This is a genomic window from Nostoc sp. TCL240-02 (genome assembly GCF_013343235.1).
GTDB lineage: Bacteria > Cyanobacteriota > Cyanobacteriia > Cyanobacteriales > Nostocaceae > Nostoc.
In genome coordinates this window covers 5,152,522-5,172,279 of record NZ_CP040094.1, presented here as the reverse complement: position 1 = coordinate 5,172,279, position 19,758 = coordinate 5,152,522, and the positions used below count along the sequence as shown (strand labels likewise).

Sequence of the window (19,758 nt, the reverse complement as noted above, 5' to 3'; positions counted from 1 at the left end):
AGTAGTTGTGGAATTGCTTTTACTGAAAGCTTTGCGATCGCTTCACAAGTCAGAAAGTATTTGCGGATCTGCCTTCTTCACTCTTAGCCAGCATCCCCATTTCCTTAAAACATTCCACTGTCAAATAGATTTTTTCTACTGGCCTACCTGCTTTTGAGTTTTCCACCTCGAAGTGGAAAATATCATGGGGTAAGGCTTCTGGGGATTCCTCTGGTGATTGCGTGAAATAATCTAAATCTCGCTCAAAGTAACTAACTAGTGTTCGTTTGGCGCTGTCCTTTCGGCTATAGCCAAGCACCTGCCAAGCCCAATCAAAATCTATAATCTGGTTGCTGTCGTGCAACTGTCTTGCAAGTTCTAGCGTAAATTCTGTGTTCATTGCCTTATCTCCTTTGTTGTATAGGCGAACGAAATTAGCCCCAACTGTAATGGGGTGGTATTTTGAGCGGTCATGGTTTATGAAAAATTTTTAGTAAGTAGCAACTCTTTGCTGGGGTGCGCTGTGGCGCGATCACACAGATCACACAATCTTCATATCTATAGTCGTAGATACAAGGTGTACGTAATTGAATCTGAATGGCTAGAAATGGTTTATACACCATTCATTGAGTCATGAAAAATCCAACAGAATTCCCCCTTTACATATACCAAGGCATTGGTGATGACAAGGATATGCGGCTGATCACAAAATTTCCAAATTCTTTGTGGGTTCCCAGAATGGGCGAAAGACTGGTTTTACCTAAAGGCGAGAGAAGCAGAGCAACCGAATGGTTCTTGGTAACGGTTGAACTTGTTGTTCACGATCTTGTCGGGCAGGTAGTGAATGTATTTGCCTTGGAAATCAAGTCTGGAGCTATTAGCCGCAAGGAACAGGATTTTGACGCTCTTTTTAAGAGGTTTGAAGCCGCAAGAGAGGAAAATGAAAATATAGATGAAGAAATTGCCAAACTGAAAACAATTCTCCTGTAGTAAACAATTTTTACATTCTTGATTTAGCAAGCGATCGCTCCCACCAAGGGCGATCGCTTTTTTATGCTGACTCCTCACTGGGCATCAACCAAACGACCTGAGCGCTAGTTTTAGCTGATTTGCCAGAGTTAGACGACCCATTGCTGGTTTTTTCCGTGGTAGCTGAGTTAATATCCCCATTTGTTGGGTCGCCATCGCCGTCAAAGGAGTAGTCGAACAAATCTCCAGGCGTGATAATCCGCTCATCTCCTTTGATGCGGTAAGCCTTTGTTAAGCCATTGCATAAAGCGGCTAAAATTCTCACCTTAACTATTTCAATTTTGTCCAAACTTTTTAAACGTGAAATAGTTGTAGGATGTATCCCTGAAAGCTCGGCTAACTCGCCATTACGAATATTTTTTTCTGCCATCACCATTCGCAGTCTCCAGCCTATTGGTTCACAAGATGGCTGGCGAAGTACTGGAAATCCAGGCACCTCATTTAATGATGGAGTAAACGAGTTAATTAAAGCTTCTTCAATGGCAGGCAGCAAACTGCAATCAGATACTTCTAGCCACGCTAACTTAATTTCCCCTGCTTTCTCTAGCTCTTTTCGCTTATGGTGTACCGCCCATCTCAAACGAATATTGTTTGACCTGCCTATGTATTGAACTACGTCATTGCCGTCAATGGCAAAATAGATACCTGCACAATCTGGAAGCGCTTTGCGCCACTCAAGAGGAAGTGACGGAAGTGATAAAGGGTTAACTTGGTCAGGGGCGAACGCACTCATGCTGCTTCAACCTCAACCCTATTTCGCTTTTTTGTTTTTCGCTGAGGAATGTCTTCGGGTTTCCTCATTTCAAAAAGCTCACCTACTTCTCGCCCAAAGTAATTACACAAGACCTCAACCGTGCCGACATCAACACGACTAAAGTTGTTCGTGAATAATCGATTGATGGTTGTGATATCCAACCCAGTATCTTTTGCCAGCTGCCTTTGTGACAGCTGTGGATCTTTTTCCGCCATAAGCACGGCCAGCCTGCAAAACATCTTTTTGGCTTGCAAATCCACTAGGGAGTTTTTCGGGTTTTCCGAAAGATAGATGAGTCGTTCTATCCAAGCTGGGTTAATCGGAGTCTGGTTTAGGTATGGTTCAAACCAAGCAATTAAAGCCATTTCTATATCATGCAAAAGGCTAGGCTCAGAAATTTCTAACCAAGCAATTTTGACATTTTCTAAATCTTGGAATTCGTGATACCGATGATGTTGCCTCCATCGAAAACGCAAGTCTCTAGACCTACCTATATAAACAAGCCAATTATTATTTCCTATTACTTCTATTACAAAGTAAATGCAGGCGATGCTAGGTAACTTTTGTCTGTCCTCTAGAGGAAGTGATGGCAGATCCGGCAGGTAAATTTGGCCAGGGGTAAACAGACTCATGCTGACCTCCTCCTAAACAGCAACAGTTGACCAGCAGCCCTTTCTTGCTTGCGAGAGCGCTTACTTGTTTTCGGTGGTTCGTCAGTCTCAGGTGTTTGATTGATAGCGATCGCGTCTGGGTGTGGTTCCTCATCAGGAAGCCAAACCAAAAGCTCACCTGGTTGAATTTTATAAGTAGCGCAAATTTTATCTAATACGTTGCCTGTAGGTATGTAACTAGAGTCATTGCATAGGCGATAGGCCGTGTCTCTGCCAAGCTTTGTCTCTTGCCAGAACTTATATCGGCTTACGCCTCTTTCATCTATAAATTTTTTGATTCTATTTTGCACTGCCATACCTCCATATTCTCATATCGCATACTATAGCTGCTTTTTGCGAATCGCACAATGTAGTAATTCGCATATTGACACTATTACTTAGAAATGCGAATATAAATACATAACAAAAGACGACCGCCTCCCTGGAAAGTTAGCGATCGCCTTTTATGCCACACCACCTATACAGATGGAGTTGATCCAATAATGACACATCAGATTTACACTCTTCAACAGCTTCAGTCCAAATCACTCTCTGAACTAAAAACCCTTTACCGACATATTGGTGCAAGCGTTAAGGTTGCAGACAAACGCTTTAAGAGTGCTTGGGCGAATGCGATTGTTGCTCATCAATCTTCTCAAGTTCAGAAAGTTAAAAAACTTGCAGTTGCCGTTGCTCAAGAAGCTGCTGTAATCTCTCCTCTTCCTGAGTGGGATTGCACGATTCCTAAATGGAGTACCCCTGCTGCCATCTGCCCAGATTGCAACGGTCACGGGTGCGGAAACTGTAATTACCGTGGCACTCGTGCGGTGGATTTATGTACGCCAGTGGATGAATACCGACTTCAGTATTTAGCTAAGACTGACACTCAAACTGCTTACAACGCCTACAACCAAGGCGTACCACTAGGGATTTTATTCAAGGTGCGAAACTCCGAGGAAGTTTGGGAAAATGCACCTACTACTTATTACTGGCAGTGTGGACATGATGTGAAGTACTGGAGCGTAAAAGAAGCGATTGTTGCACTGGAAAAATTAACTTCACTTCCAAAAAAACGCGCCTCCTCAATTGAAGTCCCGGCCGAAAGTATGGAATTGCTTGCAGCGTAAAGGGATGGGTGGTTACGACCACCCGAAAAATCAATTTACTTATGGGCGAATAATCATGTTGAAAGTTGGAAATTTAGTAATTAATCTAGGGGCGATCGCCTACGTAAATTTAGAGGCGAAACAAAACTACGTCACGGACAGAGAAAGTCCTGTTGGAGTTAGGGTTTATCTAAAAGCTTCTGACGATTCAGGGAGTTTAGCAAGCCTGTTTTTCAAGGGCGAGGAAGCTGAGTATCTGCGGAAATACTTTACTTCCGTTGCATCTTTATGCGGGGGCGTGGAATGAGCAACCTAACAGTATTTCAGTTTGAATCTCATGAAGTTCGATTTGTTGGCACAGCTTTTGACCCTTGGTGGGTAGCAGCTGACGTTTGCGCGGTACTGGAAATCAAAAATAGTCGAGACGCGATCGCAAGACTTGATGAAGATGAAAAAGATGATGTCGCTATTACCGACACCATCGGCAGACAGCAAATGATGACGGCTATCAACGAATCTGGCTTATACTCTCTCATCCTCACCAGTCGCAAAGCACAAGCGAAACGGTTCAAAAAGTGGGTAACGTCAGAAGTTCTTCCCAGTATTCGCAAAACTGGCAAATACGAACTTCCCCAAGCCGAACAACCCCCAGCACTTCCTAACCCAACTGCTCAAGAAATCTCAGATTTATTCGATTTAACCTTGGGTGGTGCGGGATTAGATTCAAAGCTGATAGCGGGTGTAAAACTTAATGCGATCGCATCTTACAACCCCGCTCTACTAGAAGCAGCAGAAATAGCAAAATCAGCTTTAGCTATTCCAGTGGATGAAACTTTGGTACGCCCAACACAATTAGGCGAGAAATTGTCAGCCAAAACTGGCCAAAAGTGGAGTGCTATCAAGGTTAACAAACTGCTGATGGATCTTGGTTTTCAGATTCCCAATCCAGATGGTAAAAACCCCGCCTACCTGCCCACTGAAAAAGGCAAGGACTACAGTCAGTTAGTCCTTGACACTGCCAAAGGAAGGGATAAAACCGTTCAGTCATTGCAGTGGCATTTGTCGGTATTAGAAGCGATTGAGCTAGAGGGATGATTTCATGACAGCACGCAATCGTAGCAGACAAAAATTTATTGCTATCCCTAGCATTTATCCACAGCCTAAATACCGTTTCGGACAGATTGTCAAACAAGGTCGAATTATTGGTATGGAGTTCTTTCCTCCAGACATGAAAATAGCTGATGAAAGGGAAGAGCAATGGCATTACTGGCTGCTCGAAGACAAAGAATCTTTGGACTTGAACATGTTTCCAGAGTCAAAAATTGAAGCTTTCACAAGCGACGAGCTAGAAGCGCTGGTCAAAGATGAAATTGAGCATCACCAGCGCAGTATAGCAGCGCTTAGAGAGCAAATTAAACAGCCGTAGTTTTACCAACAACAGAATTTTATGAAACTGAAAACTTGTCTTATGGCTGCAAGCACGGCTCTATTTCTCGTGCATTTTTTCGCCCCAAGAGCATTAGCCACCAACAACGACTGCCCTCAAGAATGCCCTTATCGAGGTAGCGGCAGGAGATAACTATGAATCAATTAACCGACGCTCTGAGCATAGCAGTCACCGAACATAGATACGATTTTGTGTGCAATATCACAGCTGAAATTGTCACCACCCTTGAAAAGCAAGGCTTTGAGTTTGACGAGTTGTTAGATGGTTTAGCGAATTACGCATTTCTCCACTCTAAAAGCACAGATGCGGCTTGTTTCCTTATTCAAGCCTGCTTATCTGCAAGAAAAAGCGCAGATGTGAGGGGTGATGGATAGTCCGACTAGCTTGCGCCGACACAAGCGGCATTCTCCCAGACAGATGCAATATCGTAAATCCCTGCTGATTGAAAAGTACGGCATGAAGTGCTTTTGGTGTGAAGTCGCACTCACAAAAGAAACGCTAACCATTGACCATTTCATTCCACTTTCTAAAGGTGGCAATAACAAACTCAGAAATCTCAGAACAGCTTGCAAGGGCTGCAATAACAAACGAGGTGACGCTATGCCAGAAGATACACCAGAAATTATTGCTGAAAAATCATGTATTCGCTTCCCTAGCCATTGGCCACAGCCCAAATACCAATTGGGGCAACTGGTAAAACAGGGTCGAATTATTGGCATAGAGTACCAATCACCAGGAACAAGAAGGGCTTACGACTTAGGCAAGGGATGGATTTATGCTGTGCTTATTGATGACCTTGGTTATGACACTTTGCACTTAAAAGATTCAGAGATTGAGCCACCGCCATTATCTGTCTTGCAAGCCGAAATCAACTACGAAAAATCACTTGTTGAGATTCATCAAAAAAATTTAGTTGTTCTTGATGAGCAATTGAGTGAAGTCGCTCAAGTTTCATCAAAACAGGAGAGCGAATAATCGTGACTATTTCTCAAAAACAACTCTCAATCTGTATTCCCAGTGATTGGACACTACCAAAATATCATTTTGGGCAATGGGTTAAAGAGGGCTTAATCGTTGGCTGCACATACTATCACACTGGCAGTAAACCAGCTTATCAATACAAACAGACTTGGCGCTATTGCGTGCTTCCTGACGAACAAGCTGACGCTGAGGACATCAAGTATTTCCTTGAATCTGAGATTACGCCATTAACAAGCTCAGAGCTACAAACCAAAATCCAAGCTCTTGTTGACTTTCACTCTAGTAGAATAACCGCTCTTACAGAACAACTGACTGAGGCATTTCAATCATGATTAACTACAAACAAAATTTATCAATCTGCATCCCTGACGAATGGACACTTCCTTTGTACTATTTTGGGCAACAGGTAAAGCAGGGCGAAATCATTGGTATAAGACACCTACCAGCAAATAGTCAGATGGCTTTTGACTTTGGTAATGAGCCTTGGGCTTACGTTGTCATAAAAGATAAAAACTCTGATAACGGTGAAGTTATCGCCCAAAGTAAAATCTTGCCATTAACTACAGAAGAACTGCTTGCCAAAATTCAAGCTGAGATTGAGTTTCATCGAAACAAGATAGCGGCTCTTACCCAACAATTAAACCAGGTAAAGCAACCATGATTTATGACTCTGAACAGCAATCAATTCGTAATGCTCTACGGGATTCCAGGATAGAAGCGCTGACCCTGTTTTTGGGAGATTTCATCAAGTTGCTAGCAAGCGAGGGTTTTTCGATTGAAGATTTGTTAGATGCTCTAGTTAAAAATTTGGAGCAGAAGACAGTCCCTGATTCGGCAATTAAACACCTAGAAGAAGCGGCGATAGAACTGAGCCGTTTTTCCAAAAACCGAGAGCTTAACAACTAGCCCTACTGAGCGAGAAAACCATTATCACCACCCGACAATCGTCGAGTGGTTTTTTGTTGGGGAGGATAATCGCTTCTGCTCTTATACCAATTCTCCAACATGAGGCAACAGATACAAATCACGAAAGTCTTACTGCATCTAAGTTTCTTAATTGCGAATTGCTCTTATCCCTTATATTCCTAACCCTCAAAGTACAGCTTGACGATTCTAAGTAACATATTTTACTATTGATGAAGCGTGTTGAAACTCATCGACTCAAGTTGAGTCAACTCTAGCCTCAGTCAGGGATAGTAGCTGTGGGAATAATTAGAGCCGCGCTAAAACTAACCCAGGAGCTAAAAGCCTCAATAGAGCGACTAGATGAGTCTAAGGCTAAGGCAAAACCATACTGATATCAGTAATGTGGTTTAATTTGTGATATTTACGTAAGCATTTCAACAATTGAATAATGACTGGCTGAGTCTCAAAGAATGAGCAGAATTTTCTTCTTCGTAATGCGTTGGCGCAGCCCGCCGTAGGCATCGCCTTTCAAATTGCCAATACAGACCGCGATGAATGGTTTGTGATGGGGTTATGAAAAATTTTTCAGGTAGACAAATTATTTTGGATTGAGAACTGGGGGGCGATCGCCAAAAATAGCCCCTCGTTTTTCTAGGTTACGCCTCAAGTTTTCTGTAAGACCTATACTTTGGCCAAATAAGGCGTTCACAACAATAGCAAATTCTAGGTTGGCACCAATCAGATTGGCACCAATCAGGTTGGCATCAATCAGGTTGGCACCAATCAGGTTGGCATCAATCAGGTTGGCATCAATCAGGTTGGCACCGCTCAGATTGGCACCGCTCAGATTGGCACGAATCAGGTTGGCATCAATCAGGTTGGCACGAATCAGGTTGGCACCGCTCAGATTGGCACCGCTCAGGTTGGCACCGCTCAGGTTGGCACGAATCAGGTTGGCACGAATCAGGTTAGCACCGCTCAGGTTAGCACCGCTCAGATTGGCACCGCTCAGGTTGGCAACATTCAGGTTGGCACCACTCAGGTTGGCACCACTCAGGTTGGCACCACTCAGGTTGGCAACACTCAGGTTGGCATCAATCAGGTTGGCATCAATCAGGTCGGCATCAATCAGGTTGGCACCAAACAGGTCTTTACCATTACCACGCAGGTTGGCACGACTATCTCGATTGCTGCGAGAAACCGGGTTTTGGTTTTCAGATTCTTTTTGAGAGATCGCAAGTCTCTTCTGTTCGCTCCAAGCGACAAATACGATACCCAAGCAAACGCTCAAACCGATAACAAATGCTGATGGATTGCCTCCAGTTAGCAGCAGCATGACTAGAAAACCAGCACTAACCTGAGCCGTTTGCTTAACTAGCGAACTCAGTCCTGCTTTGGCATCATCAAAATTGATATTCTTGGGATTTTCCAGAGTCATGTTTAGTTTGTACCATTTCTCAAATTCTTCAAATCTGCCCAGAATCGACCAATTATCCGACCTGCAATCACGATCCACAGCATAAAGTCTGATGTCACTATGATAAAACAGGCATAGCGTGAAGCACCTAAAGCATTTTCTTGAAGGCAAACACCAAAATCAGAAAAACTTTTACCTAAAATCCACTGTCCAAGTAAATCTGGAATTTTGAGAAGAATAGAAAGAGCGATCGCATCCTGAATAGAAAGATAAACAGTTTTCCAGTAATCCCCCATCAAACTTTGACCTAGCAAATCCACAGGCTCCCAAACGTTATGAAGAAGTTTTTGTGTGTATCTGCCTGTCTTTGTTTGCATCCGTGCAGTTTGTTGAGCAGAAGTCTGTACAGGCAGTGACACTGGCTGAGGAGTCTGAGGAGTCTGGGGGTTTTGTGGTTGAGTCATCCGAAATAGCATAAGTGGAGACGCGCTCAAATTCTATCACTCTGTTTTCTTAAACAATGCTCCTGATTTGCAAAACTATAAGCGATTACTCGGACATGATATGAGCGATCGCATTGAACTTAACTGCCTTGTCGCAAACGATCGCATCTTACAACTTGCCAACACGCCGCGTAGCCTGACTGTGCAAACTCCTAACCCTGTAGATGATGCAGCTAAATTGATAAATGATATGTCAAGGGGTCAGGTTGTGGCTGGGGGAATGTGAAAAGTTTTTCACTCTTGGTAGGCTGATTCCTGCTATGTCTGTTGTTGAATGCCTTGTTTCCATTCATTTATGATACATTTGTACTATAAGCTAATGACTAAAAACAGGCTTAATATTCGGCTTATTAATAGACCAGAGTGATACAATCAGGGACTAATGCAATGCGGCATCAAGACTTGAGATACTCTAGGGATGAATTTAGTAACAAGCTGACCATTGACATTGATGGCCCATATTTTCCGCTTGAAAAATTTCAAAAAGTTTTAGAGAATTTTCAAACTATATTGTCTGAGTTGGATAGAAGTATATCTGGCACAGGCAAGCCTGGCGTTGAATGGTCTATTTCATCCATCAGTAGTGCAAGTATTCATTTAACAGCAGAAGCTAACTTAATAAGTGATGAGATTGAACGTAGTAGACCTGCTCAAGTTATCTCTACGTTTGTAAGGGGTTTAGAGATTCTTCAAGAAAGACCTGAGCGCCCTGTCTTATTTACCAACAAAGCTTTGGAGAGTGCTAGGGTATTTAGCGAGATGCTAGATCCTGAGAATTTTGCAGAAATAGAGTTTAGAGCAGATCCTGGGAGAATTCAGGTTACTACAAGCATTTCTTCCCATGTGGATGAAATCATCAAAGATTTTCACACATCTTACGGTTCCATAGAGGGACAATTAGTTTCTATTAGTCTTGCTAACCAGCAATCTTTAGGAATTCGTGACTTTATAGATAACAAAATTATCAAATGCTATTTTCCAGATCGTCTTTTTGAAATAGCCAGAAATGCATTAGGCAAAAGAATATATGTTTTTGGTATAATCCGGCAACGAACACATGGGCCGAAAGTCAATATTAAAGTTGAAGAGCTAAAAGTATTACCAGACCCTAGTGAAATGCCTAACCTGACGGATATTTTCCGAAATCTAGGGGGTGAAAGTTGAGTAAGCAACGCCACTACTGTGATTCATGTGTTTTCTTAGGATTTCTTAATAATGAATCCGATAAAATTTATGAGTGTAAAACAATCCTTCAGGCGGCAGAAGAAGGAGTAATAGAGCTTTTCACTTCAACTTTCACGATGGCTGAGGTGATAAAAATTAAGGGAGAGGCTGAACTTGATGAAAGCAAAGAACACATAATAGACCAGTTATTTAAGCAATCATGGATTAAAGTTGTTAACTTTGAACGCGAAATGGCTCAGATAAATAGACATCTAGTGTGGACATACAAGTTAAAGCCATTCGATGCTTTACACCTGGCCACTGCCATAAGATTAAAAGTAGATTATTTTAATACAACAGACCAGGCTCTCATCAAAAAAATTCCTGCTACTGTTGGATATCTTGCTGACTATCCTGAGGTGATAGTTCAGAAACCTCATGTTGAAGGTTACACTCCACGGTTATTCTAAGCTTTCAGTCCAAAATTGCTGGAATGATTTTTACAGCTTTGCGATACCTGCGGTGGGCGGAGTCATCGCTCTCACCAAATTGTTACCCCTGTCATGTGGATAGCTTGTGGATAATTTCAGTTCTTACTTACGATCGCCCTCGGTTATGAAAAATTTTTCAGGTACGCTTTTTATCTTGCACTAAGAACTGGGGGGCGATCGCCAAAAACTGCACCTCGCCGTTCTAAGTCACGCTTCATATCCTCTGTCAGTCCTATGCTGCCGTCAAATAAGGCATCCATGACAATAGTACTCTCCAGGATGGCATCGGTGAGGATGGCATCGCTCAGGTTAGCATCAACCAAGTTGGCCGCGCTCAGGTTGGCATCAACCAGGTTGGCACGGTTCAGGTTGGCATGGTTCAGGTTGGCATGGTTCAGGTTGGCATCAACCAGGTTGGCACGGTTCAGGTTGGCATGGTTCAGGTTGGCATCAACCAGGTTGGCACGGTTCAGGTTGGCATGGTTCAGGTTGGCATCAACCAGGTTGGCCGCGCTCAGGTTGGCATCAACCAGGTTGGCATCAACCAGGTTGGCAGCGCTCAGGTTGGCAGCGCTCAGGTTGGCACGGTTCAGGTAGGCACTGCTCAGGTAGGCACGGTTCAGGTCGGCACGGCTCAGGTCGGCACGGCTCAGGTGGGCACCGCTCAGGTTGGCATCGCTTAGGTCGGCATCGCTCAGGTCGGCACCGATGAGGTTGGCATCAACCAGGTTGGCATCGCTTAGGTCGGCACCGCTCAGGTCGGCACCGATGAGGTTGGCATCGCTCAGGTTGGCATCGCTTAGGTCGGCATCGCTCAGGTCGGCACCGCTCAGGTTGGCACCGATGAGGTTGGCACCGCTCAAGTCGGCATTGCTCAAGTCGGTACCTCTTAATTTCCGACCTTCAACTCTTTGATTGACAATCTTCCGTACTAAATGCCATTTCTTATCAGACTCAGTAGTTTCATCGTCTGAACTTTCACTCAAAATTTGAACATCTTTAACTGGAAAACCTGTTACTGTTTTTAGTTCTCCCGATTTGATGCGAGATACAAGCAGCTCAATATCCTCTGGAGAGCCTTCGACAAACAATCTGATGCTGCCTTCCTTAATATCAGTAATTTGTATAGTGTCACCTGAATGTTCTCGTATAACAGATTGAATAATTTTCCAGTTTTGAACTGAATCTATATCGCCTTCTAAGGTGATAACTGCTTTAATTTTTTGACTTTGTTTATCTATTACAGTTACTTTACGGTGTTCTGGTTGCACTTGCTCTACTACCTCATCACTGTCAGGGCTACTGTAACTACTTGTTGGTAACTGCTTTGGTTGTCTTTGTTCTATTATTCCTGCAATTTCTCTCCAATCCAACTTCAGTGCTTCACATATCCTTTTAAAGGAATCAAGCTGAATTGGCTCACCTTTGAAAAATTTTGTCACTGTACTGCGAGACAACAATTGAGACTTTGCAAAGTTCAATTTTGACTCAAACCCTAGCCGGATCAAGGCATTTTCTGCTACATGTATACCTTTTGGAGATGCTGTGATAGTTATTTTCTTCTTTTTTCTGCCAAAGCTAGGGTCTATCATAGTCTTACTAAAGTATTTAAAAAGCGATCGCTTAGGCAATCAAAACTAAAGCATCAAACAATCATAGAGAAATCACAAGTGATTTACAACACAATCTTTGTGTAGTCAAGGTTGTAGGCGTTTGGCTCGATATTGAAAGTGTGAACTTAAACACACCAAAAACAAAATCTATGAGTCACAAGCCAGTTAAAAAATCTAACATTTTCCAAGAGCGCCTACGCCAAGCACGCTATAGCTTTAACCTTGCCCTGATTGCCACTGCTTTATCTGCTTGCATTGGCGTTATAGGAGCCGGATTGCTGTTATCAGGCAAAGTTACAGAAGGAACATTTACCGCCGTTGGAGGAATGGCAACGAGCGTGCGATGCATTCAGTTTGCCAAGGAAGCCAATGACAGGCTTGATAAAACTTTAGTCGAAATGAAAGACGGAGATTAAACTTGCACTGATGAGGCAGCAAGACTTAGAAAAGTTAATCGCAGTTACGCCGAGTCTTGATGAATTGCTGGACAAACCCTTTGACGAGCTTACCCCCCAGGAGTGGGAGCGACTGAAGGAGACGAGCGTCCCAACCCAAAACATGGAACTCGTACTCGATACAGCCGAAGTATTGATTGCAGCGTAAAACGATGGGTGGGTAGTACCCACTTAATCTTCTGCCTCGACTTCCTGCCAGCCTTTGATAGCAGCAACAATAAAAGCACCTGCTGGGTTATCAATCGCTTTTTCAAATGCAGCCAAACCACCCTCTTTAACGGCATTTATGACTCGTTGTTTTAATGTTGGGTTGCTTTCAATCTGATTTATGGCTTCTGTGGCTACTACCATTTGCTGTGATGTTGTAGTGTTAGGGTAAGTTTGCTCTAATTGTTTTAGTAATTGCTGAATTTCGGCAGCAGCTTGGGCGAGGCTTTGCGGTTGTCCAGCCGCGTAGTAGTTACCTTGAACTCGGTTGTTATCACCTTGAGCATTGTTGACATTGCCGCCAACTGAACCGCCAACTGAAAATCCACCGGGGTTGTTAATCATATTTCCTACTTCTTGTATTTGAGTATTTGAATAAACGCTAGGGCGGTATAGTGCTGTTACCACCATATTTTTTAAATCAGTAATTATGTTATCTTTCTCAGCTATTAACTTTTGGACTTCTTGCTCTGCCAAAGCTTTTAGCTGATTATAAGTATCAAAATATTCTTTACTCAGTTCAGATTTATCAGCAGTTACTGCGGTTTTAGCACGAAGCAGAAATTTATCTTCACCTCGCACTTCCATGCCCACAATTCGTAAATCGGCATCAGGGTGATTCTCTGCTAACTGCTTAAATGAAATTGCGATCGCTCTGGGGTCAACACCTTGGTTATGGTAAAGGTCGAGAGTATCAAAAATTGGCTTGATAAAGTCGGCAAAATCGCCGTCTGCAAATACCTCTTGTTTATTATCAGGTTTGCGGAGGGGGTCAGGATCTTCTTTTGTGGGTAAGCGCATGAAGATATATTCACACCTCACCCCATGCAATTTAGTTGTATTTGTAATGCCCCAATCTTCAATGTAAGCACCAGTGAGTGTTGCACCTGTTAAATCTGTGCCGTCTAGTTGCGTTTGCTTAAGCTTTGCTCTTGACAAATCGGCATCTTGCAAGTTAGCTTCATTCAGATCAGCACCAACAAAACTGGTATCAGCTAGTTTAGCTTCTTTTAAGTTGATACCCCGGAGTGACAGACCATCAAAGTTTTTGTCCTGTCCCTGTCCTGTAACCAGCAGTTGACGTATATGTGGCTTGTGCAGATAAGTCGAGCCAGGACGAACACGGTCAAGCATTTTGGCTTGATACCAACGTGTACGTATAAGAATAGTGTCTCGCAAATCTGTACTTTTGAGTGTGGCTTGGGTAAAATTAGCACCTGTTAAGCTAGCACCACGAAAACTCGTACCTCCTGTTGCAGCAAAGGCGATAGCAATATTACGAACTAGAGAATATTTTTCGTTTCCTTTCATCGCTTGCCAAGCGATGTAAATGCTCAGTAACGTTTGGGCGAAGGCGACGGCTCCGACGACGGCGAAGGCGACGACTCCGACGATAGCGAAGGTGACGGCGACGGCGGCGAAGGCAAAGGCGAAGGTGACGGCAAAGGTAAAGGCGACGGTGACGGCAAAGGCGAAGGCGACGGTTCCGCCGACGGCGAAGGCGATGGCTCCGGCGACGGCAAAGGCGAAGGCGAAGGCGAAGGCGACGGCGACGGCGACGGCAAAGGCGACGGCGAAGGCAATGGCGACGACTCCGGTGACGGTGACGGCGAAGGCGATGGTTCCAGCGAAGGCGAAGGCTCCAGCGAAGGCGAAGGCGAAGGCTCCAGCGAAGGCGAAGGCGACAAATCCTAAACTAGCTGTTAATCCTTGACGAATTATGATGAAGTAGAAAACAATCAAGATGATTAAAGCAACCCAACCTGCAATTTGGTTGTCACTGGATGAGCTAAATATCAGCGATACTATATAACCATTGAAAGCGCAGAGAAGTCCTGACACTCCTGACAATAAGAACGAGTTAATAACTAAACCAATCACCCAACGTCGTTGCAGTCCAGCTTTAGCATGACTGAAGTTTGCCCCTGTCAGGTTAGCGTTGGTGAAGTTTGCCCCTCGAATATCGGCATAGCTGAAGTTTGCACCTACAAGGTCTTTTCTACCTTTGAAGTTGCGGCCTCGGAGATTTTGATGGGAGAAGTCTTCAGCCATATTCCATTTGACAGAGGTGAGCAAATTTTACTACACGCTCAATGCTTTAAATTCAGGAATCATCAGATATTGCTTTTTGTTGCAAAGCCATTCGTTTTATTTGAATCGCCAGCACTGGGTCACTTTGGCATTCTTTTAGAAATTCTTCGGGTGGACATTCACCAATCAACGCATAGGATTTAAGTCGATTGAGTCGCCCCGATCGCAATTTAGAATCTTGCGGGACTGTGGAGTAATCTGATAACTTGATACCCCACTGCGGATTATTTGTAATTGCACCCATGAGTGACCGTGCATGAGGTGTTTCTAGTAGAAAAGCGATCGCATCCTTAGAAGGACAAACTCCCTGATTTGCAGCGTTTAGAATATTTAATATCTCGGTGTTTGTAAAGGTTTGTTCATGCTGCACGGCAGGCGCGGCGGAACCTTCGCCTTCATGACAGTCTTTCACTTCAACACCCGAAATCTCATTTTCTGCTGACAACAAAGTGGGTTGACCCTGTGTGGCATCTACAAGCATCAGCGTCGTGCAGTCAGTGGGCGGTTACGCCATCGCACTCATCTCCTATTTCCACGAAGACCCTATGGAAAATTTTCTTGATTGGTTCTGTTTTGAGAGAGCAATGAATATTTTCAGTTAAACCCTACGCGATCGCTAATACGAGCTTTGTGAAAAATTTTTCAGGAAGCTTCAAGATTTAGTAGGAGATTAGGAAACCTGAGATTGGTTCTTAGCTACTTACTCCCGTGCGCCAACTCACCCTCTCCATCTCTGGAATATCAGTCAACCTAAAGCGTTTTGTCAGTTACGATCGCATCCTCGCCGACACAGGACAAACTGAATATTCAATCGTCGGGACACCTCTAGATTCTGGCCCGTTTTACGAACCGAAGCATATTTGGACAATCAGCGCAATGGTGACAATTGAGCAGTGGCGGGGGTTAGGGGCGATATTTGGAGAGTGCGATGCAAAACGCCGAAATCAAGGTAATTACAGCATTACCGTTGACGACAGTATCCAAGATTTTATTGAGCAGGGGGCAAGGACAAGGGCGCTGGCTGCTGGGGGGAGTCAAACAACTTTCACGGGTGGCGTATCTTATCCAGCACGGTTTTTTGCTCGGATGTTTGAACCTAAAAGCCAGTGGCAGAGGAATCACCTATATCCTTATGTGGCAAGCTTTGTTTTGAGGGAGTTAGACAAGACGATTTGATAACTGACTCGTAATCACTGACAAACAACGTCAAGCTAACAACCTCTTCTCCACGCTCTATTTTTGAGGAACCTGGCATATCCCCAAACACTTGATCGTGCTTTTTTGGGTCATCTAACAATATTTCTATGACTTGAGTCAGCGTAAGACGAGAGCTAAAAGGATTATTGCACTGAAAATTTTTAGTAATCACGCCCAAATGGTCAAATGGGGTGCGATCGCCAATTTTTGTCCCAGTATAGTGAACGATAATTAGGGTTCGCTCACGTTGTTCGGAAAAGATCATAATCGTCAAGGGAGTTAGCAAGGTGACAACATGAGCGAGAAAGCAGAAAATATAATCGATTTTGAAGAGAGGCTATCTCATTTAATTAGTATATTTGAGCATAATGGCTTTTATTTAGAAACAAGGGATTGTGGCTTTAGAGTTTGGGAAAAAGTATTTGAGTGCGAAAGTATTGAGGAGCTTTCCTCGCAAGTAAACGAAATTGTTGGAGACAGCGATTAGCGAATCAACACATCATGCTTTCGGATCTGAGGAATTATGAGCGTGTTCATAACAGCGATCGCCGTGACAAAACTACCAACACCAGGTCTAGACCTAATTAAAGAATTTGAGGGCTGCAACCTCCACGCCTACCCCGATCCACGCACAGGGGGCAAACCCATAACTATCGGCTGGGGTGCTACCAAAAAATTGGATGGTAGTAATTGGCAATTAGGGGAAAGTATCACCCAAGAACAAGCTGATGAGATGCTAATCACCCAATTGGAGAAAGATTACCTGCCAGGACTTCAAAAAATCCCTGCTTGGGGTGACTTGAATGATAACCAGAAAGGAGCGATTTTGAGCTTTGGCTACAATTTAGGTAAAAATTTTTACAACGGTTCCGGCTTTGCCAGCATTAGCAGACTGCTAAAAAATTCTGACCAATGGAGCGATGTCAAGGAAGTAACGCGAGTTTTTAGTTTGTACTGCAATCCAGGCAGTAACGTAGAAACTGGGTTACGTCGTCGCCGGACAAGAGAAGCTCAACTTTGGCTTGCAAATTAGCAATGTTTCATAGATGGGTATTTGTCAGGTTTTGGGCTGGGCTAAACGGAGGTTGCATTGTCTGCCGTCGTCAGCAGTGGCTACCATTTTTTAAGTCTGATGAGATTTCGCTCCAAGTAATCATTTCAGTCACTTGGACTGTAGAGGACGGAGAAGCTTATGGCAATTGGAGTAAGCCACTTGATAAGTATGCTCGTAAATATTTGCTACCAACCATTGATTCCCCTTGCTCTGTTACCGTCCCCTACAGCCAACTACTGACACAGGAATCATGAGGTGATTATAGCCACTTGAGCGATCGCCCATGACAGTCAACCAATCAGCCAGCTTGCGATCGCCATCATCCTCCCGCATCCATTTGTGCTGCCCAATCCCATAAAGTGAGTTGAATACAGCTTGTTTGCGAGCGTTTTTGAGATGTGAGTGAGGCTTGTGATTGTCCCAGTCCTCGCGATCGGGAAGCATATTCAGCTTCCGGTGCTGTTTGCACAGCTTCCACCTGCATCGAAGGCGTTTCGCCCCCCTTCAGTGGCATAAGCTCCCACTCCCAAGAGCGGTACTTCCCTGAAATAAGGAAACTTGAATTGAGCAGATGATTCTGTGAAGCGTTGGTATCTGCTTGCTGTATTAGCCCGTAAGCTTTGCACTCAGGGTTAATACAAATAAATTCTGATTGATTACATCTATCGCCTTTGATACCGCAACAATGGCAATTCTGACTAGAATATGGTGCATGAGTGCGTTCAAATTCTCTGCCCCAAGATGCAGCCTTAGCCTCAATTTTGGCTCTCAAGTCACCAATACCTACATCTAGCAAGCTGCGGTTTAATCCAGCCTTGCGCTTGGCTCCGTTTTGCTCGTACCCGTTGCCGTCTTCTCTCAATACAGCTTTCGGGCGACGGGTCATATTTTGCAGCTTGGTGTCTTCAAATGCGATCGCGCCATACTCACGCACCAACTTAGTGCTGAGTTTGTGGTAGAAAGCATTGCGGGTGCGTCGAATTTTTTCATGACATAGGGCAATCAGTTTTTTAGTTTTCTTGGCGCTGTTGCTATCCTTATGTTGTCGTGCCAGCTTACGCTGAAGAAAGCGAAGTCGCTTTGATTTTTTGTCTAAGAGTCTGGGATTCGGCACTAATCGCCCTTTGTCAGTGGCAATAACGGCACTTACACCAGGATCGATACCGACTGCCTTGTTGTTGGGTGGTAGTTGAATATCAGTGGACGAGACGCATACCTGGAGATAGTAACCCGATGGTTCTTTTAGTATTCTTGCTGCACCATAATTACAGTTAGCAGAGAATCGTTTAAATAAACCTTTGATGTACAACTTACCCAACTTGGGAAAGCAAACATAACCGTTATCACTGCCAGAAATTTTTTCAGGCTTGAGTTCTTTAGCTTTGCCTCCAGCATTGCGATTGAGGAGCGATTTGAGTTTGTCATACTTGCCCTTGAATTTAGGCCGTCTGCCTGGGTGTTTGGGGTTGGTGTATGCTTTCCAGGCTTTGTCTAAGGCGTCATTTACACTCGATCTAAACTTTGCAGGAACATCTCGCAGCCAGTTAGGGATATTGTCGCTTCTGAAAAATTCACACTGTGCAAATTTTTGTGGATTTTCAATATTGCGGCAAGTACGAATTTCACAATATTTGTGTCCAGCCTTGGTTTTACGTACTCCACAGCCTACCAATTTACCGTTCTTCCATTTGAGTTTTAGGCTGTCTGGCAAGGGGCGATTTACTTTCTCCTTCCAGCGTCGTTGCTGTGCTTCTAGGCGAATTTCAAGCCCCCTATTCCACACCCACTTCAACTGCTCTAACCACAAATCAATAGTTTGTGCTTGGGTAGTTGACGGGTAAATTTTAAATTCAAGCGTCTTCATATATTACTTGCTTTCCGCTAAAATATAATCCGCCGTCGTTGTAGCCTCTGAGCCGTTTCTTCTATCAATCTTTGTCGGATTTGTTGATTGTAATTAATCCAGTTAAGATGGACTTCCTGCCCGTTATATACCTCAAACTTGTTGTTATGTGATGCCAATTGCATAACTTCATAACAGTGATTAAGGTCAAGTCCTTTAAACAAAAGATGGTAAAAAACTTTATAAGCAACTGCTGCATCATCCCAAGGGACACTATCTCTATTCCCTATCAAGAACTTGAATGGGATGTATCCTTGTTTCGTTTGTGCCATTTGACTCCCAAAACTTCCATGACAAGAAGACATACAAATCAATAAATCCAAGGAAGCCTCTTGCAATAACTGCTGGACTGGCATTATTAAATGACAAAGTTCGTCCCATGTAATAACTCTATTATCTGTTAATCCAATGCCTCCAGGATTTCCATGCATACTAAAGTGAAGAATTGGAAACTTTCCTCCTGTTTTTTCTATTTCATGAGGCAGACTCTTATAAAGTGCTATCCGCAATGTTTTTTCTGTTGCCACTAGATTGTAGCAATGAGGAATTCCGGCTAAAGTAAGCAATGACGCAAGGGATTTTCCTTCTGTTCGCCCATCAAGCATATCTTCATCAGATGGGGATTCTATAATGTGGACAAATGCTTTATCTCTCATAATTAATACTCTTTCTTACAAAGTAAACGCAGGGCATTTGGGGTAAAAGCGATCGCTCTTCCAAAAGCACTGAAGGCAGGGCGAGGATTGCATTTAAATCGATGGGAGGCATATTCAGTCTCCGGTGCTACTTGCGTAACTTCCGCCTTCATCCC

Annotated in this window: 31 protein-coding genes; 18 read left to right on the top strand and 13 right to left on the bottom strand. The window is 43.7% G+C overall.

Annotated elements, in window-relative coordinates; translation table 11 throughout:
* Nucleotides 1-49: 49 nt before the first annotated feature.
* Nucleotides 50-379 carry a hypothetical protein gene (locus tag FBB35_RS22030; protein WP_174711407.1) on the bottom strand — a complete coding sequence of 110 codons (330 nt, stop codon included), beginning with the start codon at nt 377-379 and terminating at the stop codon, nt 50-52.
* Nucleotides 380-612: 233 nt separating this feature from the next.
* Here FBB35_RS22030 and FBB35_RS22025 point away from each other — a divergent pair, with 233 nt between their 5' ends.
* Entirely contained in the window at nt 613-969 is a 357-nt protein-coding gene (locus tag FBB35_RS22025) for a hypothetical protein (RefSeq protein ID WP_174711406.1), read from the top strand.
* 61 nt (nt 970-1,030) lie between these two features.
* Here the strand turns inward: FBB35_RS22025 and FBB35_RS22020 are convergent, their stop codons facing one another.
* From FBB35_RS22020 to FBB35_RS22010, 3 genes are read right to left on the bottom strand one after another with little or no spacing between them, the layout of a single operon-like run.
* Entirely contained in the window at nt 1,031-1,741 is a 711-nt protein-coding gene (locus FBB35_RS22020; RefSeq protein ID WP_174711405.1) for a helix-turn-helix domain-containing protein, read from the bottom strand.
* Nucleotides 1,738-2,394: a helix-turn-helix domain-containing protein gene (locus FBB35_RS34975; RefSeq protein WP_254625660.1), complete on the bottom strand. Its 657-nt coding sequence runs from the start codon at nt 2,392-2,394 to the stop codon at nt 1,738-1,740. The genes FBB35_RS22020 and FBB35_RS34975 overlap by 4 nt, the downstream gene beginning before the upstream one ends.
* Nucleotides 2,391-2,723, bottom strand: a complete 333-nt coding sequence (locus FBB35_RS22010; RefSeq protein WP_174711404.1) for a helix-turn-helix transcriptional regulator — start codon at nt 2,721-2,723, stop codon at nt 2,391-2,393. The genes FBB35_RS34975 and FBB35_RS22010 overlap by 4 nt, the downstream gene beginning before the upstream one ends.
* 192 nt (nt 2,724-2,915) lie before the next feature.
* Here FBB35_RS22010 and FBB35_RS22005 point away from each other — a divergent pair, with 192 nt between their 5' ends.
* The 9 genes from FBB35_RS22005 (at nt 2,916) to FBB35_RS21965 (ending at nt 6,852) form a co-directional block, all read left to right on the top strand.
* A complete protein-coding gene (locus FBB35_RS22005; RefSeq protein WP_174711403.1) occupies nt 2,916-3,539 on the top strand; it encodes a hypothetical protein in 624 nt (207 codons plus the stop codon).
* A gap of 55 nt (nt 3,540-3,594) precedes the next feature.
* Nucleotides 3,595-3,825: a hypothetical protein gene (locus FBB35_RS22000; protein WP_174711402.1), complete on the top strand. Its 231-nt coding sequence runs from the start codon at nt 3,595-3,597 to the stop codon at nt 3,823-3,825.
* Complete coding sequence (locus FBB35_RS21995) at nt 3,822-4,613, top strand: Bro-N domain-containing protein (protein WP_174711401.1); 792 nt, start codon at nt 3,822-3,824, stop codon at nt 4,611-4,613. The genes FBB35_RS22000 and FBB35_RS21995 overlap by 4 nt, the downstream gene beginning before the upstream one ends.
* 4 nt (nt 4,614-4,617) lie before the next feature.
* Entirely contained in the window at nt 4,618-4,944 is a 327-nt protein-coding gene (locus FBB35_RS21990) for a hypothetical protein (protein ID WP_174711400.1), read from the top strand.
* A gap of 155 nt (nt 4,945-5,099) precedes the next feature.
* A complete protein-coding gene (locus FBB35_RS21985; RefSeq protein ID WP_174711399.1) occupies nt 5,100-5,339 on the top strand; it encodes a hypothetical protein in 240 nt (79 codons plus the stop codon).
* Nucleotides 5,332-5,940: an HNH endonuclease gene (locus FBB35_RS21980; protein WP_174711398.1), complete on the top strand. Its 609-nt coding sequence runs from the start codon at nt 5,332-5,334 to the stop codon at nt 5,938-5,940. Before FBB35_RS21985 ends, FBB35_RS21980 begins: the two co-directional genes overlap by 8 nt.
* Before the next feature lie 2 nt (nt 5,941-5,942).
* Nucleotides 5,943-6,278, top strand: coding sequence for a hypothetical protein (locus FBB35_RS21975; protein WP_174711397.1), 336 nt, complete (start codon nt 5,943-5,945; stop codon nt 6,276-6,278).
* The gene (locus FBB35_RS21970) at nt 6,275-6,607 is read left to right on the top strand and encodes a hypothetical protein (protein ID WP_174711396.1); all 333 of its coding nucleotides are present in this window, start codon (nt 6,275-6,277) and stop codon (nt 6,605-6,607) included. Before FBB35_RS21975 ends, FBB35_RS21970 begins: the two co-directional genes overlap by 4 nt.
* Nucleotides 6,604-6,852: a hypothetical protein gene (locus FBB35_RS21965; RefSeq protein ID WP_174711395.1), complete on the top strand. Its 249-nt coding sequence runs from the start codon at nt 6,604-6,606 to the stop codon at nt 6,850-6,852. Before FBB35_RS21970 ends, FBB35_RS21965 begins: the two co-directional genes overlap by 4 nt.
* Nucleotides 6,853-7,450: 598 nt before the next feature.
* On the opposite strand, the gene FBB35_RS21960 is transcribed toward FBB35_RS21965, so the two are convergent.
* Together FBB35_RS21960 and FBB35_RS21955 are read right to left on the bottom strand one after the other, a co-directional pair.
* On the bottom strand, nt 7,451-8,290 hold the full coding sequence (locus FBB35_RS21960) for a pentapeptide repeat-containing protein (RefSeq protein ID WP_174711394.1): 840 nt from the start codon (nt 8,288-8,290) through the stop codon (nt 7,451-7,453).
* A 2-nt stretch (nt 8,291-8,292) separates the two neighbouring features.
* On the bottom strand, nt 8,293-8,733 hold the full coding sequence (locus FBB35_RS21955) for a hypothetical protein (protein WP_217481668.1): 441 nt from the start codon (nt 8,731-8,733) through the stop codon (nt 8,293-8,295).
* A gap of 67 nt (nt 8,734-8,800) precedes the next feature.
* On the opposite strand from FBB35_RS21955, the gene FBB35_RS21950 reads away from it, so the two are divergent.
* The 3 genes from FBB35_RS21950 to FBB35_RS21940 all read left to right on the top strand — a co-directional run bounded on the left by FBB35_RS21950 (nt 8,801) and on the right by FBB35_RS21940 (nt 10,406).
* Nucleotides 8,801-8,998 carry a hypothetical protein gene (locus FBB35_RS21950; RefSeq protein WP_174711393.1) on the top strand — a complete coding sequence of 66 codons (198 nt, stop codon included), beginning with the start codon at nt 8,801-8,803 and terminating at the stop codon, nt 8,996-8,998.
* 161 nt (nt 8,999-9,159) lie between these two features.
* Nucleotides 9,160-9,936 (top strand): hypothetical protein, encoded by a 777-nt coding sequence (locus FBB35_RS21945; RefSeq protein ID WP_174711392.1) that lies wholly within the window; start codon nt 9,160-9,162, stop codon nt 9,934-9,936.
* Nucleotides 9,933-10,406 carry a type II toxin-antitoxin system VapC family toxin gene (locus FBB35_RS21940; protein ID WP_174711391.1) on the top strand — a complete coding sequence of 158 codons (474 nt, stop codon included), beginning with the start codon at nt 9,933-9,935 and terminating at the stop codon, nt 10,404-10,406. The genes FBB35_RS21945 and FBB35_RS21940 overlap by 4 nt, the downstream gene beginning before the upstream one ends.
* Nucleotides 10,407-10,576: 170 nt before the next feature.
* Here the strand turns inward: FBB35_RS21940 and FBB35_RS21935 are convergent, their stop codons facing one another.
* Nucleotides 10,577-12,019: a pentapeptide repeat-containing protein gene (locus tag FBB35_RS21935; protein ID WP_174711390.1), complete on the bottom strand. Its 1,443-nt coding sequence runs from the start codon at nt 12,017-12,019 to the stop codon at nt 10,577-10,579.
* A gap of 170 nt (nt 12,020-12,189) precedes the next feature.
* Between FBB35_RS21935 and FBB35_RS21930 the strand changes: the two genes are divergently transcribed.
* Nucleotides 12,190-12,456, top strand: a complete 267-nt coding sequence (locus FBB35_RS21930) for a hypothetical protein (protein WP_174711389.1) — start codon at nt 12,190-12,192, stop codon at nt 12,454-12,456.
* A 10-nt stretch (nt 12,457-12,466) separates the two neighbouring features.
* Complete coding sequence (locus tag FBB35_RS21925; protein WP_174711388.1) at nt 12,467-12,643, top strand: hypothetical protein; 177 nt, start codon at nt 12,467-12,469, stop codon at nt 12,641-12,643.
* Between the two features lie 23 nt (nt 12,644-12,666).
* Here FBB35_RS21925 and FBB35_RS21920 read toward each other — a convergent pair whose 3' ends face one another.
* Nucleotides 12,667-14,754: a pentapeptide repeat-containing protein gene (locus tag FBB35_RS21920; protein ID WP_174711387.1), complete on the bottom strand. Its 2,088-nt coding sequence runs from the start codon at nt 14,752-14,754 to the stop codon at nt 12,667-12,669.
* 52 nt (nt 14,755-14,806) lie between these two features.
* Nucleotides 14,807-15,274, bottom strand: coding sequence for a hypothetical protein (locus FBB35_RS21915; protein WP_174711386.1), 468 nt, complete (start codon nt 15,272-15,274; stop codon nt 14,807-14,809).
* A 227-nt stretch (nt 15,275-15,501) separates the two neighbouring features.
* On the opposite strand from FBB35_RS21915, the gene FBB35_RS21910 reads away from it, so the two are divergent.
* Nucleotides 15,502-15,969 (top strand): hypothetical protein, encoded by a 468-nt coding sequence (locus FBB35_RS21910; protein WP_174711385.1) that lies wholly within the window; start codon nt 15,502-15,504, stop codon nt 15,967-15,969.
* On the opposite strand, the gene FBB35_RS21905 is transcribed toward FBB35_RS21910, so the two are convergent.
* Entirely contained in the window at nt 15,890-16,255 is a 366-nt protein-coding gene (locus FBB35_RS21905; protein ID WP_174711384.1) for a hypothetical protein, read from the bottom strand. The genes FBB35_RS21910 and FBB35_RS21905 overlap by 80 nt on opposite strands.
* 30 nt (nt 16,256-16,285) lie before the next feature.
* On the opposite strand from FBB35_RS21905, the gene FBB35_RS21900 reads away from it, so the two are divergent.
* Nucleotides 16,286-16,477 carry a hypothetical protein gene (locus tag FBB35_RS21900; protein ID WP_174711383.1) on the top strand — a complete coding sequence of 64 codons (192 nt, stop codon included), beginning with the start codon at nt 16,286-16,288 and terminating at the stop codon, nt 16,475-16,477.
* Between the two features lie 36 nt (nt 16,478-16,513).
* On the top strand, nt 16,514-17,023 hold the full coding sequence (locus FBB35_RS21895) for a lysozyme (RefSeq protein ID WP_174711382.1): 510 nt from the start codon (nt 16,514-16,516) through the stop codon (nt 17,021-17,023).
* 340 nt (nt 17,024-17,363) lie between these two features.
* Here the strand turns inward: FBB35_RS21895 and c2c8 are convergent, their stop codons facing one another.
* Genes c2c8 through FBB35_RS21880 form a run of 3 tightly spaced genes read right to left on the bottom strand, consistent with a single transcriptional unit; the run spans nt 17,364 to nt 19,755 of the window.
* Complete coding sequence (gene c2c8, locus FBB35_RS21890; RefSeq protein WP_174711381.1) at nt 17,364-18,908, bottom strand: type V CRISPR-associated protein C2c8; 1,545 nt, start codon at nt 18,906-18,908, stop codon at nt 17,364-17,366.
* A gap of 17 nt (nt 18,909-18,925) precedes the next feature.
* Nucleotides 18,926-19,603: a hypothetical protein gene (locus tag FBB35_RS21885; protein ID WP_174711380.1), complete on the bottom strand. Its 678-nt coding sequence runs from the start codon at nt 19,601-19,603 to the stop codon at nt 18,926-18,928.
* Between the two features lie 2 nt (nt 19,604-19,605).
* On the bottom strand, nt 19,606-19,755 hold the full coding sequence (locus FBB35_RS21880) for a hypothetical protein (protein ID WP_174711379.1): 150 nt from the start codon (nt 19,753-19,755) through the stop codon (nt 19,606-19,608).
* Nucleotides 19,756-19,758 lie beyond the last annotated feature (3 nt).